The organism is Pseudoalteromonas sp. SG43-7 (assembly GCF_014164295.1).
Classification (GTDB): domain Bacteria; phylum Pseudomonadota; class Gammaproteobacteria; order Enterobacterales; family Alteromonadaceae; genus Pseudoalteromonas; species Pseudoalteromonas rhizosphaerae.
Genome location: NZ_JACJEY010000006.1, coordinates 57409 through 73907 on the forward strand (window position 1 = coordinate 57409; position 16499 = coordinate 73907).

Here is a 16499-nt window from a genome sequence, read left to right on the forward strand (position 1 = left end):
CCGATACACTAAGTAATAAGTTATCACATTAAGTGTAAAATGCAAACAAGGGAAAAGTGATGAAAAGCATATCAAATTGTTTTAATAGACTGATAATTAAAGTGATGATGCCAATTTTAATGGTTGCATCAACTGCGTCATACGCAGAAAATAATCAAAATAACCAACCAAAACTGACGCCATGCTATATGGAAGGGCTGTCTGATCGATTGATGTGTGGCAGTATTGCTCAACCATTGTCAGATGATCCAAGCGAAGGGGAGATTGATATCCACTTTGCAGTTATACCTGCAATCAAGCCCAGCCATCCTGATGAAGCGGTACTTGGTTTTGCCGGTGGCCCGGGACAAGGGGCTATAGATTTAGCGAGAATATTTGACCATAACTTACGTTTTGCTCGCGAAACTCGTGACATAGTCTTGGTTGACCAGCGTGGCACGGGTTATTCACATCAATTGCAATGTGAAAGTGATGACCTAAAAACCCAGTTTGCTTTTAATGATGTGATTGCCGATCTTCAAGCCATGGGAGCAGAAGATACGCAAAAATGTAAAGCAAAGCTCAATATTGATTTGAGCAATTTTACCACGCCTGTTGCGGCAAAGGATTTTGAAGCTGTGCGTGTTGCTCTGGGTTATAAAGGCTTTCATTTATATGGGGTGTCATACGGCACACGTATAGCGCAAGAATACATGCGCCAATTTCCTAATGCTGTTTTAACGAGTACCTTAGATGGCGTTGTGCCAATGCAGCAAAGTCTGGCTGCCATAGGCGGAGCGGTTGATGGTTCACTGGCTGCATTATTCAAGCGCTGCGAAACTGATGCTTTATGCGCAGCCCAATACCCTAACTTAGCAAATAACTTTAATTCATTGCTTACGAGGCTTGAACAACAGCCTGTACAAACACAGGTTAGACACCCACGCACCAATGACCTTATTGATTTTACAATCACTAAAATGAAGCTTTACAGTGCGATACGATTTGCGCTTTACGGCCATGCACAACGTGCGATTGTACCAATGGTTATTGAAAAAGCACTAAGCGGTGACTATTCACCATTGGCTGGCATGATGGCGAATGTTGATTTAACACAATCTTTAGCAATGGGTATGCATAACGCCATCGTTTGTGGTGAAGATTGGCCACGCTTAACAACGCAAACCCGCGCTCAGTACAGTAAAACTTATATGGGCAAAGCAATGATTGCGGGGTTGGATATAGCGTGCCCAATTCTGAATGTAAAAGCCGTTGACGAAACATTTTATCAGCCGCTAAAAACCAGTACGCCAACGTTACTTCTTTCTGGTGGACGCGATCCTGCTACACCTGCAAGTTGGGCCGAGCTTGCGATGGTTGAGATGAAAAATGCCACCCACTTAGTTGCACCGACTGCCACCCATGGCGTTGGCTCACAAACCTGTGCGCCGAAAATCATTGCCAAGTTTATCGACCAGCAAAGTATGCAAGACATTGACAAAACCTGTATTAATGATGCAAATGACAAACCGTTTTTTATGAATATTAACGGCGTAGCCGTTGCCAATAGCCACCCAGCTGATGCAGCTAACAAGGAGTAAGTGATGATTAAAGTAACCAACCTAAATAAGAAGATTGGCGATGTTAATGCGCTAAATGGTTTAAGTTTTACTGCACAGGACGGCAAGATAACTGGCCTCCTAGGGCCAAATGGCGCAGGTAAAACCACTTGTTTACGCACCGTATTTGGATTGTTAAAGGCTGATAGCGGAAATGCTGAAATTGACGGCATTGATGTTGCCAAAGAGCCGATGGTAGCAAAGCAAAAACTAGGATTGTTTCCTGATCCGTGCGGCTTGTATGAGCGATTAACACCAAGGGAATACATTACTTTTTTTGCCCAGCTCAGTGGTCTCAATGCCAGTGATGCAAAACAAGCGACAATAGATGTGATAAATAAATTAGCTATGAATGATATTGCCGATCGCCGTTGCCAAGGCTTTTCGCAAGGCCAACGGATGAAAACCGCCTTAGCACAAGCCGTGGTTCATAACCCATCAAACATTATTTTAGATGAACCAACCCGTGGGCTTGATGTAATGAGTACCCGCATATTAAGAGAGCTGTTGCTGTTATTAAAGGCGCAAGGGCACTGCGTGTTATTTTCATCGCATGTTATGCAAGAAGTTGCAGCGTTATGTGATCACGTGGTGATCATGGCCAATGGTCAAGTGATTGCACAAGGTTCAGTGGCTGAGCTGTGTGAACATGCAGGTAAAGAGACATTAGAAGAAGCATTTGTCGCCTTAATTGGTAGTGATGAGGGGATTGCAGCATGATTAATTTATTAACAGTGTTATTTAAAAAAGAAGTGATGGATGCCAGCCGTGATAAACGCTCGATAATGGCGGGGCTGTATTATGCGATAGGTGCACCAATTGGTGTGTGCTTATTAATGAGTGTTTTGCTACAGCAATTAGCATCGCCTGAAGCACTAAAAATTAATATTGAAAATAGCGATAGTGCACCAGGACTTATTGCTCACCTTAATAGTCGTGATATTTTTGCCAGTACTGATGCTAATGAGCGTAAAGATATTACTTTATCAATCAGTGATGACTATCAACAAAAAATGAGCGAAGGGCGCCCAGCTACGGTAACGCTAATTGCAGATAAATCTGATGATAAGTTGCGTAAACATATCAACCAAGTTGAAAAAGCAATAGCATTGTACAGCTCTGAAATAGCGAGCCTGAGATTAGTCTCTCGTGGTGTGGATCCGAGTTTGATGCGTGCAATCGTGATTGAAGTACATGATCAAGCTACATCTGATTCAAAAGGTGGCATGATTTTGGGTATTGTCGTATTAACACTTATTTTAGCTTTATTTTACGCGGCGATGAATTTGGCAATTGATACCAGTGCGGGTGAGCGAGAGCGTAATTCTTTATCGTTATTGTTGAGTCATCCATTACATAGTTTACATATTGTGCTTGCTAAAATAGGCGCTATCACCACGTTTTCGATGTTAGGTTTAGTGGTAATTTTAGTTGTCTCTAAGTTTTCGTATGCAATGGTGCCGTGGCAGAAAATGGGCTTTAGCATCACTATTACCCCTGCGTTTATGTTATTTAGTATCGCAATATGCCTACCTATCGCGTTGATGTCGGCAAGCTTACAAGTGTTTGTGTCTTTTATGGCTAAGTCATTTAAAGAAGCACAATCTTACGTCACTATGGTGTTATTTATCCCAATGGCGTTAAGCATGATAACTACTTATGATATTGCGACAGATAAGGTGCAGTGGTTGCCGATAGCAGCACAGCAGTTTGCATTAATGGAATTTATTAAAGGTAATCCCATTCCTATCCCGCAGTTACTGCTATCAACAGTGATCACACTGGTATTATGTGTAGCCTTTAGTTTTTTAAGCGCGCGTATGCTGAAAAGTGAAAAAGTGGTATTTGGCTTATGATTGTGAATCAATAAACTATTTATTAGTAAAGCGACCTTTTGGTCGCTTTTGCATGCAGATTAACAGACTGAGTAGACTTCATCGAGCTGAATATATTCAATAGAAGAGTTAGCTAGTAACTGTTTAAACACGCTGGCCGCCTTTACTTTTTCTATATTGGCACTGCTGAAAGGGGCAATTTTAAACAACTTTTTTATAGATAATCCGGTAATTTGGCTAAGCGGTGTTTGGTGTTTGATAAGTACCGGAAGCTGAGGATTACTATCATCGTATTTTGCTAAAGCGAGTTTTGATAAGTTAAATAAATCTAAAGCGAGTTTACCTGAGTCAATAAATGCCACTGCTTCATCAGGAATAAAGAATATATGACCATGACGGTCTTGGCTTTGATCGCCTTTACAAGCTAGTGAGTTTACGATGTTATTGCTGAACTCGATAACATCGCCATTAATCAGTGTATACTTCGCCATTGCTCTGCCGTTAATTATCAGCGAAGCGAGATTTATAATGTCTCGCTGTATTCAGTCATGATCTGTTCAACCCAGTTAGCGATACGCTCATCACTGTGTTCGTATTGGCTGTCTTCATCAAGGGCTAAACCAACGAAGTGTTTGCCATCTTCGGTGAGTGCCTTAGAGGCTTCAAACTCATACGTGCTGTCGTTCGGCCACAATCCTAATAAAGTATATTGTTGGCTACTTATTTCATCATGTAACATACCAAGTGCATCTTGAAACCATTGACCATAACCTTGTTGATCGCCCATGCCAAATAAAGCGATGGTTTTGCCATTGAGATCAACATCTTTAATGTCGTCCCAAATCGACTCCCAATCTTCTTGTAACTCGCCAAAATCCCATGTGGAGATACCAAAGATGATAAAGTCGTAATTTTCTGCATTTTTTAATGGTTCATCTTTGATGTTATGCAGGCTGACAATGTCTTGACCGATAATATCGCGAATTTTTTCTGCTGCTATTTCTGTATAGCATGTGGTAGAACCATAAAATAAACCAATTTGCATCGTATTTATCACTGTGTATTTGCCTGATATGATAGGCTGAAGTTTACCGTAAGGTATTATTAATTGATACCTTGATAACTATGAGAATAACTGTGACCACGTTACCTGATCATGAGTCATTAGACTCAGCCATTACAGATCACGACGAACTACTCGGTAATAGCGATTATCTTGAATCTTTTTTAGATAACCTCTATTTAGAACAACACGTAAGCGATAACACTTTATCTGCGTATCGCAGCGACTTGGATAAATTTTGCCACTTTTTAAAAGGTCAAGATTTGCTCACCGTGAGTGGCCAAGATATTGAAAGCTATTTAGCGCATCGTGTTGATTTAGGTTTAAAGCCTCGCAGTACGGCGCGCAGTATTAGCGCGTTAAAGCGCTTTTACCAATACTTTGTGCGTGAAAAACACATTACTGATTCGCCAATGGTAAATATTGCTCAGCCTAAAGCGGGCCTATCATTGCCGAAAACGTTGTCAGAAAATGAAGTAGAAGCACTTTTGGCGGCGCCTAATGTTGAAGAGCCGATGGGCTTGCGCGACAAAGCTATGTTAGAGCTATTATATGCAACGGGTTTACGGGTTAGCGAGTTAGTTGGGTTGCGTATTGAACAAATTAATTTGCGCCAAGCAGTGGTGTTTGTTAAAGGTAAAGGTAATAAAGAGCGTTTGGTGCCGCTTGGCGAAGAGGCTATGTATTGGCTCGAGCAATTTTTAAAAGTGGGGCGCGCGCAAATGATCAAACATGCCACTGATTTTGTGTTTCCGTCAAAGCGTGGAGTCGGTATGACTCGACAAACTTTTTGGCATCGTATTAAACACTATGCTATTTTGGCAGCAGTTGAATCGCCTTTATCGCCCCATACGTTGCGCCATGCGTTCGCAACACACTTACTAAATCATGGTGCTGACCTAAGGGTTGTACAGATGATGTTAGGGCATAGTGATTTATCAACCACACAAATTTATACCCATGTAGCTAATGAACGGTTAAAATTGGTACATCAACAACATCATCCGCGCGCTTAGTGAGAATTTTTTCGTACTTCGGCGGTCTGAGTAGTTAAGAATTATCAGGATATAAGAGAACATTATGAAAAAGTTAGTATTAGCCGGTGCGATATTAGGCACCAGTATAAGTGCGTTTGCCAATGGCGTTGCAGCCATTCCTGATGCCAACGATCCAATCGTGACTAAGTTTGCAGAGCTAGGTGTTACTGTTAAGCAAATTAGCCCAAGCCCAGTGGCCGGTTTAAAAGAGTTGATCACTGATAAAGGCGTGCTGTATGCAAGCGCAGATGGTCAATACTTAATGCAAGGCACCTTGATTGATTTAAATAACCGTAACAATCTAACCGAGCAAGCGCTTAATGGCGTTCGTAAAGAAGGCCTAGCGCAATACGAAGACTCAATGATTGTTTACAAAGCTAAAAATGAGAAACATAGCATAACTGTGTTTACTGATATTAGCTGTGGTTATTGCCGTAAGTTACACCGCGAGCTTGATGATTTACTTGAAGCGGGTATTACCGTTAAGTATTTAGCGTTTCCACGTGGTGGTTTACAAGGCTCAGGCTATGCAGATCTAATGAATGTTTGGTGTGCTAAAGATCAACAAGAAGCAATGACAGCAGCAAAATCGGGCGCTGATACAAAAGTAATGGCCGGTTGTCATGCCCCAGTTGCAGAACATTATCAGCTTGGCCAAAGTTTTGGCATTAGCGGTACACCAGCAATTATTTTAGAAGATGGTACGATGATCCCAGGTTATCAGCCTGCGGCCGCATTAGCTGCTGCGTTAGACGCTAATAAATCGTCATAGTATTATGCTTTTTATAAAAAGGCCGTTAAGGCCTTTTTTTGTCTTTATTCCTTAATCTAAAAGTACCGCGCCTGCATGAAAAAATTAATTGTTGCTCGTGATCATCATGATGATTCACACCTGCCAAGCCATTTGCACCCTGTTATTAAACAAATTTATGCCAGCCGCCAAGTTAATCATGCCGATGAGCTAAATAATAGCGCAGCCACTTTACATGACTTCAAATTATTTAAAGACATAGATAAAGCCACCGCTTTACTTCAACATGCTCTGCGAGCGCAAAGTAAAGTGCTGATCGTGGGTGATTTTGATGCCGATGGCGCAACCAGCACCGCTACCTTAATGCAAGGCTTAGCGATGTTTGGTTTTGCTCATTTAGACTATTTAGTGCCAGACAGATTCAGCTTAGGCTATGGTTTAAGTCCCGCGTTGGCCGAGCAAATAGTCACTATGGCACCAGATCTAGTGATCACTGTTGATAATGGTATTTCCTGTATTGCTGGCATCGCAATTGTAAAAGCCGCGGGCATTAAAGTGCTGGTTACCGATCATCACTTGCAAGGCGAACAACTACCCAATGCTGACGCTATCGTTAACCCTAATCGCCATGATTGTGAGTTTCCATCAAAATCAATCGCAGGAGTCGGGGTTGCATTTTATTTATTGATTGCGCTTAGAAGTGCATTGCGTGATGTTGGTCATTTTGCGCAGCAACCACCGCCTAACTTAGCCGATCTGCTTGATATTGTAGCGCTAGGTACGGTTGCTGATGTGGTGGCACTGGATGCCAATAATCGCACCTTAGTTCACCAAGGTTTAGCGCGAATTCGTAGCGGCAAAACACGCCCAGGTATTACAGCGCTGATTGAGGTCGCTAATCGTAACGCAGCGCGTTTAAGCGCCAGTGATTTTGGTTTTTCGCTTGCACCACGCTTAAATGCCGCAGGGCGTTTAGATGATATGAGTTTAGGCATAGCTTGCTTACTGGCCACTGATATCAATCAAGCGCGACGCATAGCCGCTGAGCTGGATAGTTTAAACCATGAGCGTCGAGAGATAGAGCAGGGCATGCAACTTGAAGCACAAGCCGTGCTAGATAAGCTCGCTTTTAGCGATGAACAAACACCTGATGCTATCTGTTTATATCAAGAAGACTGGCATCAAGGTGTGATCGGTATTTTAGCGGGACGTTTAAAAGAGAAATACCACCGCCCAACAGTAATTTTTGCTGGTGGCGACAACGGTGAAATAAAGGGCTCTTGCCGCTCGATTGAAGGCTTGCACATGCGTGACTTGCTTGAGCGCTTAAATACCTTGCATCCACATTTGATCAGTAAATTTGGTGGTCATGCTATGGCGGCCGGTCTGAGTATTAATGAGCAGCACTTTAGTGAGTTTAAACGTGAGTTTGAGCAGGCGGTAAGTGGGCAGCTAAGTGAAGAGCATAAACGCTGTATTATCTTAACCGATGGCGAGCTTGCTGATGACTGCTTTAGCATGGAGTTTGCAAATGTACTCAAACAAGCAGGGCCATGGGGGCAGCAATTTCCAGAACCCGTGTTTGAACACACTTTTGAACTCGTACAGCAGCGCATTGTTGGTGAAAAGCACTTAAAGCTGGTATTAAAACACCGTTCAGGGCGTTTGGTTGATGCTATTGCCTTCGGTATTGATGTGCGCGAGTGGCCTGATACTGAAGCGCGCTTGGTGAAATTGGCCTATCAGCTCGATATCAATGAGTTTAGAGGTAAATTTTCATTACAGTTAATTGTCCGTGAGCTGCAAAAAGTAGCTTAAAAAATATCTATTATCGATGCATAAAGTACTAATAAAACGCACGGTTTTTTGTTAAAATCGGGCGTTTTATTATTTAAAGCGAAATTTAAATAATTATTAGCATAATTTTACCTGGCGATTAGCCGCGTAAACCAGCCATTTTGGAGTAATGTACATGTTTGAAGTGAATCCTGTGATTAATCAAATCAAGGAAATTCGCGAACGTACTGAACTGCTTCGGGGGTACCTTTGACTACGCTCTTAAACAAGAACGTTTAGAAGAAGTTAACGCCGAACTTGAAGATTCAGCCGTATGGAATGAGCCCGAGCGAGCACAAGCACTAGGTCGTGAAAAGTCAGCATTAGAAGCGGTTGTTGAAACTATCGATAATCTAGTAACTGGTACTGACGATGTTGAAGGGTTGCTTGAACTTGCAGTTGAAGCAGAAGATGAAGAGACCTTCAATGAAGCACAAAGCGAACTGACAGACCTAAACGAACAGCTTGAAGGTTTAGAATTTCGTCGCATGTTCTCTGGCGCACATGACGCAAATGATGCTTACCTTGATTTACAATCAGGCTCAGGCGGTACAGAAGCTCAAGACTGGTGTAACATGTTATTACGCATGTATTTACGCTGGGGTGAAGCCAAAGGCTTTAAAGTTGAACTGGTAGAGGCCACTGATGGTGATGTTGCCGGTATTAAAGGCGCAACTGTGCGCTTTGTTGGTGAATACGCGTATGGCTGGTTACGTACAGAAACTGGGGTTCATCGTTTAGTACGTAAAAGCCCATTTGATTCAAGTGGCCGTCGTCATACCTCGTTTGCTTCTGCATTTGTTTATCCAGAAGTTGACGATAATATTGAGATTGATATTAATCCGGCTGATTTACGTATCGACGTATACCGTGCATCAGGCGCGGGTGGTCAGCACGTAAATACCACAGAATCTGCGGTACGTATTACCCACGTACCGACAAATACGGTAGTGCAGTGTCAGAACGAACGCTCTCAACATAAAAATAAAGCACAAGCGATGAAGCAGTTAAAAGCGAAGTTATTTGAGCTTGAGCTACAGCAGCAAAATGCTGAAAAGCAAACCCAAGAAGATGCCAAATCTGACATCGGCTGGGGCAGTCAAATACGTTCATACGTACTTGATGATGCGCGCATTAAAGATTTACGTACCGGCGTTGAAAACCGTAATACCCAATCGGTACTTGACGGCAATTTAGATAAATTTATTGAAGCCAGCTTAAAATCTGGCCTATAACCACCAAGCTAAAAAAGAGCTAAAAAATGACTGATCAAATCCAAGACGAAAATAAGTTAATCGCTGAGCGTCGTGGCAAATTAGACGCTATTCGCGCCAATTGCCCTGCTAACGGTCATCCAAATCAATTCCGTCGTGAGCATTACACGGCAGACTTACAGGCCGAGTTTGGTGATAAGAGTAAAGAAGAATTAGTAGAGCTTAACCACGTTGTGTCTATCGCGGGTCGTATCCTAGCTAAACGCGGACCATTCTTTGTAATTCAAGACATGAAAGGTCGTGTGCAAGCGTATGCATCAAAAGATGTCCAAAAAGATCTGAAAGAAAAATACGGTCAATTAGACACTGGCGATATCATTGGTGTTAAAGGCGCGCTTAATAAATCAGGTAAAGGCGATTTATACGTAGAAATGACAGAGTATCAATTACTGACTAAGTCACTACGTCCACTTCCTGAAAAATTCCATGGCTTATCTGATCAAGAAACTAAATACCGCCAACGTTATGTTGATTTGATCACTAATGAAGCAACCCGTGAAACGTTCCGTATTCGTTCACAAGTAGTTGAAGGTATTCGTCGCTTCTTAGCAGATCGTGACTTTATGGAAGTTGAAACGCCAATGCTACAGGTTATCCCTGGTGGTGCATCTGCGCGTCCATTCGTGACTCATCACAATGCCCTTGATATCGATATGTACTTACGTATTGCACCAGAGCTTTACTTAAAACGTTTAGTAGTAGGTGGTTTTGACCGTGTATTTGAAATTAACCGTAACTTCCGTAACGAAGGGTTATCAACGCGTCACAACCCAGAATTCACTATGATCGAATTCTACCAAGCCTACGCTGATTACATTGACCTGATGAACATCACCGAAGACATGTTGCGTACTGTTGCGACTAACGTATTGGGTAGCCCAATCGTTGTTAATACGACTAAAAACGAGAACGGCGAAGTGGTTGACTCAGTAGAGTATGACTTTGGCCAACCGTTTACCCGTTTAAGTATGGCGGATGCGATTTTAAAATATAATCCTGAGTTTAATGCTGCAGTATTCAATGATCCAGAAAATCACTTTGACGAATTAAAAGCGTACGCAAAGCAAGTGCACGTTAAAATTCCTGAAAATTGTGTGTGGGGCCCAGGTAAGTTCTTATGTGAAATCTTTGAAGAAACAGCAGAGCACATGCTTATTCAACCGACTTTCATCACCGGTTACCCGTGGGAAGTATCACCACTTGCTCGTCGTAACGATGAAAACCCATTTGTTACTGACCGTTTTGAATTCTTTGTTGGTGGCCGTGAGCTTGCAAATGGTTTCTCTGAGCTTAATGATGCACAAGATCAAGCTGAGCGCTTTACTCGCCAAGTGGAAGAAAAAGACGCCGGCGATGATGAAGCAATGCACTACGACGAAGATTACATTCGCGCACTTGAGTATGGCCTTCCGCCTACGGCAGGTGAGGGGATTGGTATCGACCGTTTAGTGATGCTATTTACTGACTCATCAACAATTAAAGATGTTATCTTGTTCCCGCATATGCGCCCACAAGCTGACTAATGCTATGTTAGATTAAGTTGATATTATAAACGCCGCTTTAATAGCGGCGTTTTTGTGTCTGTAGCGGGTCCCATCAATGGAAATTATACTAGCCTAGTAATAATAAAATTTTAATTTTAACGTATTGAATTATTTAAAAATAAAAATTAATTATATAAAATCATCAAAATGAACGAGCATTATTTCTAAGTTTAGCTAAACTATTGACTGAAAAAACAGCATAAAGCATGGTTTTTTAAACTCACGTCAATCTAAAGGGCTTATATAAACGGATTTTATATGAAAGATAATAAACCTGATTCACCCTCTGAAGTACTCAGTATTGAATTACAAAGAGAAACCTATTATCGAGCATGTATTGCTGAATTTCAGCAATTAGGCTACCAAGATCAATATCTCGAACAATTAACTGACGAATTAGTGCCTGTTCTCGGTGTATCTGCTGATATTAAAACTTCTTAATTTGATTAACGATTAAACAAAGTTGACTCTTTTTTGGCTGTTATGGGCGTTCTCTAACCATACAGTTACTTTAAACAAGAAAAGTGTTTGACATATTTTCTGAAATCTTTATTATACGCCCCACAAGACGGAGAGGTGGCCGAGTGGCCGAAGGCGCTCCCCTGCTAAGGGAGTATAGGGTTTGTAGCTCTATCGAGGGTTCGAATCCCTCCTTCTCCGCCATTTATTTTATAAATGGTTATCTTGTAAAGTAAAGAATGGGCGCATAGCTCAGCTGGATAGAGTACTCGGCTACGAACCGAGCGGTCGGAGGTTCGAATCCTCCTGCGCCCACCATTCTTTACACACTCTGCTTAGAGAATAAATAAGTAAATCAAAAGTGGGCGCATAGCTCAGCTGGATAGAGTACTCGGCTACGAACCGAGCGGTCGGAGGTTCGAATCCTCCTGCGCCCACCACTTTTTATTTACTACTGAGAGTTATATTAGTTATTGCATACTAATATGTCAGAGAAGACATTAAAATCGAAATAGAATGTGGGCGCATAGCTCAGCTGGATAGAGTACTCGGCTACGAACCGAGCGGTCGGAGGTTCGAATCCTCCTGCGCCCACCACTTTCTATTAGTGTTAATTTATAAAGAGCCCGACACATGGTCGGTTTTTTTATTTTTAAAATCCGTAATAAGCTTTGTTATTAATTAGCTTAATGCGTCAGTCAAAGTAAGACTTTAAAATCAAAATAGAATGTGGGCGCATAGCTCAGCTGGATAGAGTACTCGGCTACGAACCGAGCGGTCGGAGGTTCGAATCCTCCTGCGCCCACCACTTTCTATTTAAAGGTAACCGACGAGAGTCGGTTTTTTTATGCCTGAAATTTGCTGTAGGCTCGGGTTTATCCCGCACTTTTTAAAGTTGAAACCACCAACCGAGCGGTCAGAGGTTCACTCTTTGAAGATACGTCCTGCGCTCACCACTTTCTATTACTATTAAAGTTAATAGAAGGTAACCGACGAGAGTCGGTTTTTTATGCCTGAAATTTGCTGTAGGCTCGGGTTTATCCCGCGCTTTTTAAAGTTGAAACCACCAACCGATCGGTCGAAGGTTCACTCTTTGAAGATACGTCCTGCGCTCACCACTTTCTATTACTATTAAAGTTAATAGAAGATAACCGACGAGAGTCGGTTTTTTTATGCCTGAAATTTGCTGTAGGCTCGGGTTTATCACGCGCTTTTTAAAGTTGAAACCACCAACCGAGTGGTCGGAGGTTCACTCTTTGAAGATACGTCCTGCGCCCACCACTTTCTATTACTATTAAAGTTAATAGAAGATAACCGACGAGAGTCGGTTTTTTTATGCCTGAAATTTAATAGAGCAACTGTCAATGAGGTTTGCTTTGAGATATGACAATTGTATGAACTTTTTATGGAGGCCGTTTTTATAGGATAATTTCATTTATCATATGCCTGTTATTTTATCACACTATGAGTTTTACGATGATCTCAAGAAGACAATTTATTATTAGTGCCGGTACACTCGCTTTTATGGGGCTTTCTCGTAGTACTTTTGGCAAAGTACCATTTCTTGACGTGAGTGAGCATTTAAGTGCCTATGGTCCGTTAGTGACTGATCCTAACAAGTTACTCGATTTACCAGCAGGGTTTAGCTATCAAGTTATATCAAAACTGGGTGATAAAATGGATGATGGCTTTACAGTGCCAGATAAAGCCGATGGTATGGGCTGTATTGCCCTTGATGATGAGCGGGTTGCATTAGTCAGAAACCATGAATTAAAACCAACTGATTTAGCAAAAGCAGATGTTAGCTTACAAACGCATAAAACGTCATTTGCTTATGACACTACTGCGCAAGGTGTTGCTTTGCCAGGAGGCACAAGTCATATTATTTATAATTTAAAAACCGGTAAAAAAGAGCAAGAATATTTGTCACTCACTGGCACGATCCGCAATTGTGCAGGTGGTATTACCCCATGGGGTAGTTGGCTTACTTGCGAAGAGACTGTTCTGACTAAAGCGGATGGCTTTAATCAAGATCACGGTTATATTTTTGAGATACCAGCCAACGCTAAAGGACTAGTAAACCCTGAGCCTCTCAAGGCAATGGGGCGGTTTAACCACGAAGCAGCTGCTGTTGATCCAACAACCGGTATTGTTTATCTGACAGAAGACAAAGGCGATAGTTTATTTTATCGTTTTATTCCTAATGAATACGGTAAGTTGAGTAAAGGAGGTAAACTTCAAGCTATGATGATTAAAGCACAGCCACAGTTTGATACTCGTAATTGGGTTACAGGGGTAATGCCTTTACAACACAATATGGCCGTTGAATGGGTTGATTTGGCGCAACCTGAAAGTCCAAAAGACGATTTAAGAATACGCGGCCACAAACAAGGCGCTGCACTTTTCGCTCGTGGTGAAGGGATACATTGGGGTGAAAAAGAACTTTATTTTTGTTGCACTAATGGTGGTCAAAAGCAGCTTGGTCAAGTGATGAAGTATCAACCATCAGCATTTGAAGGAACAGATAAAGAGCATCTAGCTCCAGGACACGTTCAACTATTTGTAGAAAGCACAGATAAGTCGTTATTTAACTTTGGTGATAATCTCACTGTTGCACCTAACGGGCACTTGATCGTTTGTGAAGATCAGTATACCGACGTGGTAGATAACCATTTACGTGGCGTAACACCTAGTGGTGATGTATATAATTTTGCCCGCTTAACAGCGCAAACCGAGTTGGCGGGAGCTTGTTTTTCTGCTGATGGCAACACCTTATTTGTTAATGTGTATTCACCAACAAAAACATTAGCGATCACAGGACCATGGCAGAGTTTTAAAGGCTAACTGGTGATTATTTAATGCTTATATACAAGTGCACTATGGCTATTTAGTAGTGCTAAGTGAGTTAATTTAAAATGCAGCCTTGCTGATCCGCTTCATACCTTAAAGTATAAACCGGATCAGCAAAGTATTTAGCTCAATTATTAATAACAATAACCAAACTAAAATAACAGGCTGAAGTTTAGGCGCAGGGTACGCGGCTCAATCGGGTGGAAGTGATTATCTTCAACGCCTTCAATAGGTTCACCAGCTAAGCGTGACGTGTAAAAGTAGTCAATATCGTGATCCGTACTATCAAATATATTTAATAGCTCAAGGCCCACTTTCCAATGCGTTTGTTGATAACTTACTAAACCATTAATGACTGTAAGCGGCTCTGAGCGTTTATCGCCATCACTACTGAGTATACGTTTGCCAATGTGGCGTACGCGCAGTGAAGACTGCCACTGCTGGGTAATATGCCAATTAATGCCAGTACTGGCAACCACAGGCACTGCACCTTCAATTCGATCGTCATTTGAATCGATATCTAAGCGTGAATGTGTAAATGAGGCCTCGGCGTCTAAACTCAAGGCATCATTAAGCCAATAATACGCACTGAGCTCTAAACCGTAGCGTTTTGATGCATCACTGGCTTCAGTGTTACCCGCATCACCCACAAATAATAATTCAGAATCTAAGCTTAGCCACCAGAATGCTGCTGATAAATTAAACCGTTGTTGATCAAAGTAGCGTAAACCCAGCTCTGCGCCATTGCTTTGCACCAGTAAATCAACCTTATCAGCAGACTCAAGTGTCACCGGATCTTGTTTAATAGTTGCTCCACGTGCATCATTTGAATGATACGACTGCCCCCAGTTGGCATAACCGGCTAGGTTGTCATTAAACAGGTAATTTAAGCTGGCTTTAAAGCTAACCAAATCATCATCTGCACTGCCTGAATTAATACTGTTATTGCTATCAACATCTGCGTCAAAGTAATCATAACGCACACCAAATGTGGCTTCGAGTGCTTGGCTTAAATTTACTTGTGATTGCCAATAGGCTGAGTAGCTGGCTTCGTCTACAGCATCTTCACGCACAGTACTTAAGCGTTGGCGCTGCTTGGTATTGTATAAACCAACTTGATCAATATCATCGCGGCGATATTCCACACCAACTGTATGCTGGATTAGCATATCTGCAAGAGTATCAGCAAATTGATAACTCAGTGCGCCACCACTAATTGTCCGGCTATCGACTTGTTGGAACTGATCGCCATGAATAGGATCATTTAAAAAGTAAGAGAAGTTAGAAAACAAGTCCATGTCGTAGTTGATCACATAGGCATTGGCTTTAATGTGCTGGCCTTGCCAGTTTGCCGATAAACTATAGCGACTAGAGCTGCCGCCTACGGTCGTATCGAGTGAACCTAGTGCACTGATAATACCTTGGTCTACAGCCCGTTGTGGAATTTGATCTGCGGAATTCCAGCTGTTGTCATAAGCCATTGCCGTGACAGATAAATCGCCATCCCATGCTTTACCTACATAGCGTACTAGGGCATTTTTTTTATCTACATCTTCATTGATATCTTGCCAAGGGCCATCATAACCTTGCCACTCACCGGCAATAATAATTTTCCCGTTAGCAATTCCAATCGAGCCTAATGCCATCACGCGTTGGTAATTGTCTTTGCCAATTGTAAAGTCAAGTTGTTGATGTTTTGGATTATCAGCTAGATTAAATTCAGCACTGCCAGCGGTCGAAAAGTCACCTTGAGCGGCGCCATACGCACCTTTTTGATAATCTATAGTCGAAATTGTTTCAGGAATAATAAAGTTAAGGTCGGTGTAGCCTTGACCATGCCCATGGCTGCGCATATTAATTGGCATACCATCAATGCTGGTGGCAAAGTCAGTACCATGATCGAGATTAAAACCGCGAATAAAATATTGATTAGCTTTACCTGAGCCGCTGTGCTGTGTGACGGCCATACCTGGGATCAGTTCTAGCATTTCTGCGCTACGTAACATTGGACGGTTTTCTATTTCACCTTGGCCAATTACGCCACTTGATGCACTAATAGCCTCACCAATAAGTCCCGTGCGGTGTCCGTATATGGTAATTTCTTCAATGTTTGCAAGTACATTGGTAGAGCAAAACAAGCTACCAGATAGAATTAAAAAAGTGCGCATTATCATTTCCTTATAAATAGATCGAAATGTTTATATTTAATACTAGTACGTTTTAAGATGTTAATCGGATGCAAATATTTGCTT

The 16499-nt window shown here is 41.9% G+C and carries 13 protein-coding genes and 5 tRNA genes; 15 read left to right on the forward strand and 3 right to left on the reverse strand.

Annotated features, from left to right (window positions below):
• Positions 1 to 59 precede the first annotated feature (59 nt).
• The 3 genes from H5200_RS04020 to H5200_RS04030 are packed head-to-tail and all read left to right on the forward strand — an operon-like array spanning position 60 to position 3454.
• Positions 60 to 1580: an alpha/beta hydrolase gene (locus tag H5200_RS04020; protein ID WP_182760991.1), complete on the forward strand. Its 1521-nt coding sequence runs from the start codon at positions 60 to 62 to the stop codon at positions 1578 to 1580.
• A gap of 3 nt (positions 1581 to 1583) precedes the next feature.
• Positions 1584 to 2318, forward strand: a complete 735-nt coding sequence (locus tag H5200_RS04025) for an ATP-binding cassette domain-containing protein (protein ID WP_145240830.1) — start codon at positions 1584 to 1586, stop codon at positions 2316 to 2318.
• Positions 2315 to 3454, forward strand: a complete 1140-nt coding sequence (locus tag H5200_RS04030) for an ABC transporter permease (RefSeq protein WP_182760992.1) — start codon at positions 2315 to 2317, stop codon at positions 3452 to 3454. The genes H5200_RS04025 and H5200_RS04030 overlap by 4 nt, the downstream gene beginning before the upstream one ends.
• A 59-nt stretch (positions 3455 to 3513) precedes the next feature.
• Here the strand turns inward: H5200_RS04030 and H5200_RS04035 are convergent, their stop codons facing one another.
• The gene (locus H5200_RS04035; RefSeq protein ID WP_182760993.1) at positions 3514 to 3924 is read right to left on the reverse strand and encodes a hypothetical protein; all 411 of its coding nucleotides are present in this window, start codon (positions 3922 to 3924) and stop codon (positions 3514 to 3516) included.
• A gap of 32 nt (positions 3925 to 3956) precedes the next feature.
• Complete coding sequence (fldB, locus tag H5200_RS04040) at positions 3957 to 4478, reverse strand: flavodoxin FldB (RefSeq protein WP_149981789.1); 522 nt, start codon at positions 4476 to 4478, stop codon at positions 3957 to 3959.
• Positions 4479 to 4558: 80 nt separating this feature from the next.
• Between fldB and xerD the strand changes: the two genes are divergently transcribed.
• The 12 genes from xerD (at position 4559) to H5200_RS04100 (ending at position 14241) form a co-directional block, all read left to right on the forward strand.
• The gene (gene xerD / locus H5200_RS04045) at positions 4559 to 5512 is read left to right on the forward strand and encodes a site-specific tyrosine recombinase XerD (protein ID WP_220491296.1); all 954 of its coding nucleotides are present in this window, start codon (positions 4559 to 4561) and stop codon (positions 5510 to 5512) included.
• 64 nt (positions 5513 to 5576) lie between these two features.
• Entirely contained in the window at positions 5577 to 6305 is a 729-nt protein-coding gene (gene dsbC, locus H5200_RS04050; protein ID WP_145240834.1) for a bifunctional protein-disulfide isomerase/oxidoreductase DsbC, read from the forward strand.
• Positions 6306 to 6380: 75 nt separating this feature from the next.
• Positions 6381 to 8102 (forward strand): single-stranded-DNA-specific exonuclease RecJ, encoded by a 1722-nt coding sequence (gene recJ, locus H5200_RS04055; RefSeq protein WP_145240836.1) that lies wholly within the window; start codon positions 6381 to 6383, stop codon positions 8100 to 8102.
• A 154-nt stretch (positions 8103 to 8256) separates the two neighbouring features.
• A protein-coding gene (gene prfB, locus H5200_RS04060) for a peptide chain release factor 2 (RefSeq protein WP_145240838.1) occupies positions 8257 to 9355 on the forward strand; the annotation gives its coding sequence in 2 pieces (ribosomal slippage) (positions 8257 to 8331 and positions 8333 to 9355; 1098 coding nt in all).
• A gap of 26 nt (positions 9356 to 9381) precedes the next feature.
• Complete coding sequence (gene lysS, locus H5200_RS04065) at positions 9382 to 10917, forward strand: lysine--tRNA ligase (RefSeq protein ID WP_145240841.1); 1536 nt, start codon at positions 9382 to 9384, stop codon at positions 10915 to 10917.
• 279 nt (positions 10918 to 11196) lie between these two features.
• The gene (locus H5200_RS04070) at positions 11197 to 11379 is read left to right on the forward strand and encodes a hypothetical protein (RefSeq protein WP_145240843.1); all 183 of its coding nucleotides are present in this window, start codon (positions 11197 to 11199) and stop codon (positions 11377 to 11379) included.
• A 129-nt stretch (positions 11380 to 11508) separates the two neighbouring features.
• Positions 11509 to 11601 (forward strand) — tRNA-Ser (locus H5200_RS04075).
• A gap of 37 nt (positions 11602 to 11638) precedes the next feature.
• Positions 11639 to 11715 (forward strand) — tRNA-Arg (locus tag H5200_RS04080).
• Positions 11716 to 11760: 45 nt separating this feature from the next.
• A tRNA-Arg gene (locus H5200_RS04085) sits at positions 11761 to 11837 on the forward strand.
• 80 nt (positions 11838 to 11917) lie between these two features.
• Positions 11918 to 11994, forward strand: a tRNA-Arg gene (locus H5200_RS04090).
• Between the two features lie 134 nt (positions 11995 to 12128).
• Positions 12129 to 12205: transfer RNA gene (locus tag H5200_RS04095), tRNA-Arg, on the forward strand.
• A gap of 668 nt (positions 12206 to 12873) precedes the next feature.
• The gene (locus H5200_RS04100) at positions 12874 to 14241 is read left to right on the forward strand and encodes an alkaline phosphatase PhoX (RefSeq protein ID WP_149981742.1); all 1368 of its coding nucleotides are present in this window, start codon (positions 12874 to 12876) and stop codon (positions 14239 to 14241) included.
• Between the two features lie 158 nt (positions 14242 to 14399).
• On the opposite strand, the gene H5200_RS04105 is transcribed toward H5200_RS04100, so the two are convergent.
• Positions 14400 to 16415: a TonB-dependent receptor gene (locus H5200_RS04105; RefSeq protein WP_182760994.1), complete on the reverse strand. Its 2016-nt coding sequence runs from the start codon at positions 16413 to 16415 to the stop codon at positions 14400 to 14402.
• Between the last annotated feature and the right edge of the window lie 84 nt (positions 16416 to 16499).

What these genes read in the sequence shown, in the direction of transcription:
- H5200_RS04100 (WP_149981742.1), top strand. Translation starts at nt 12,874, where the DNA reads ATGATCTCAAGAAGACAATTTATTATTAGTGCCGGTACACTCGCTTTT.
- H5200_RS04035 (WP_182760993.1), bottom strand. Translation starts at nt 3,924, where the DNA reads ATGGCGAAGTATACACTGATTAATGGCGATGTTATCGAGTTCAGCAAT.
- recJ (WP_145240836.1), top strand. Translation starts at nt 6,381, where the DNA reads ATGAAAAAATTAATTGTTGCTCGTGATCATCATGATGATTCACACCTG.
- H5200_RS04020 (WP_182760991.1), top strand. Translation starts at nt 60, where the DNA reads ATGAAAAGCATATCAAATTGTTTTAATAGACTGATAATTAAAGTGATG.
- lysS (WP_145240841.1), top strand. Translation starts at nt 9,382, where the DNA reads ATGACTGATCAAATCCAAGACGAAAATAAGTTAATCGCTGAGCGTCGT.
- xerD (WP_220491296.1), top strand. Translation starts at nt 4,559, where the DNA reads ATGAGAATAACTGTGACCACGTTACCTGATCATGAGTCATTAGACTCA.
- dsbC (WP_145240834.1), top strand. Translation starts at nt 5,577, where the DNA reads ATGAAAAAGTTAGTATTAGCCGGTGCGATATTAGGCACCAGTATAAGT.
- H5200_RS04105 (WP_182760994.1), bottom strand. Translation starts at nt 16,415, where the DNA reads ATGCGCACTTTTTTAATTCTATCTGGTAGCTTGTTTTGCTCTACCAAT.
- H5200_RS04030 (WP_182760992.1), top strand. Translation starts at nt 2,315, where the DNA reads ATGATTAATTTATTAACAGTGTTATTTAAAAAAGAAGTGATGGATGCC.
- H5200_RS04025 (WP_145240830.1), top strand. Translation starts at nt 1,584, where the DNA reads ATGATTAAAGTAACCAACCTAAATAAGAAGATTGGCGATGTTAATGCG.
- fldB (WP_149981789.1), bottom strand. Translation starts at nt 4,478, where the DNA reads ATGCAAATTGGTTTATTTTATGGTTCTACCACATGCTATACAGAAATA.
- H5200_RS04070 (WP_145240843.1), top strand. Translation starts at nt 11,197, where the DNA reads ATGAAAGATAATAAACCTGATTCACCCTCTGAAGTACTCAGTATTGAA.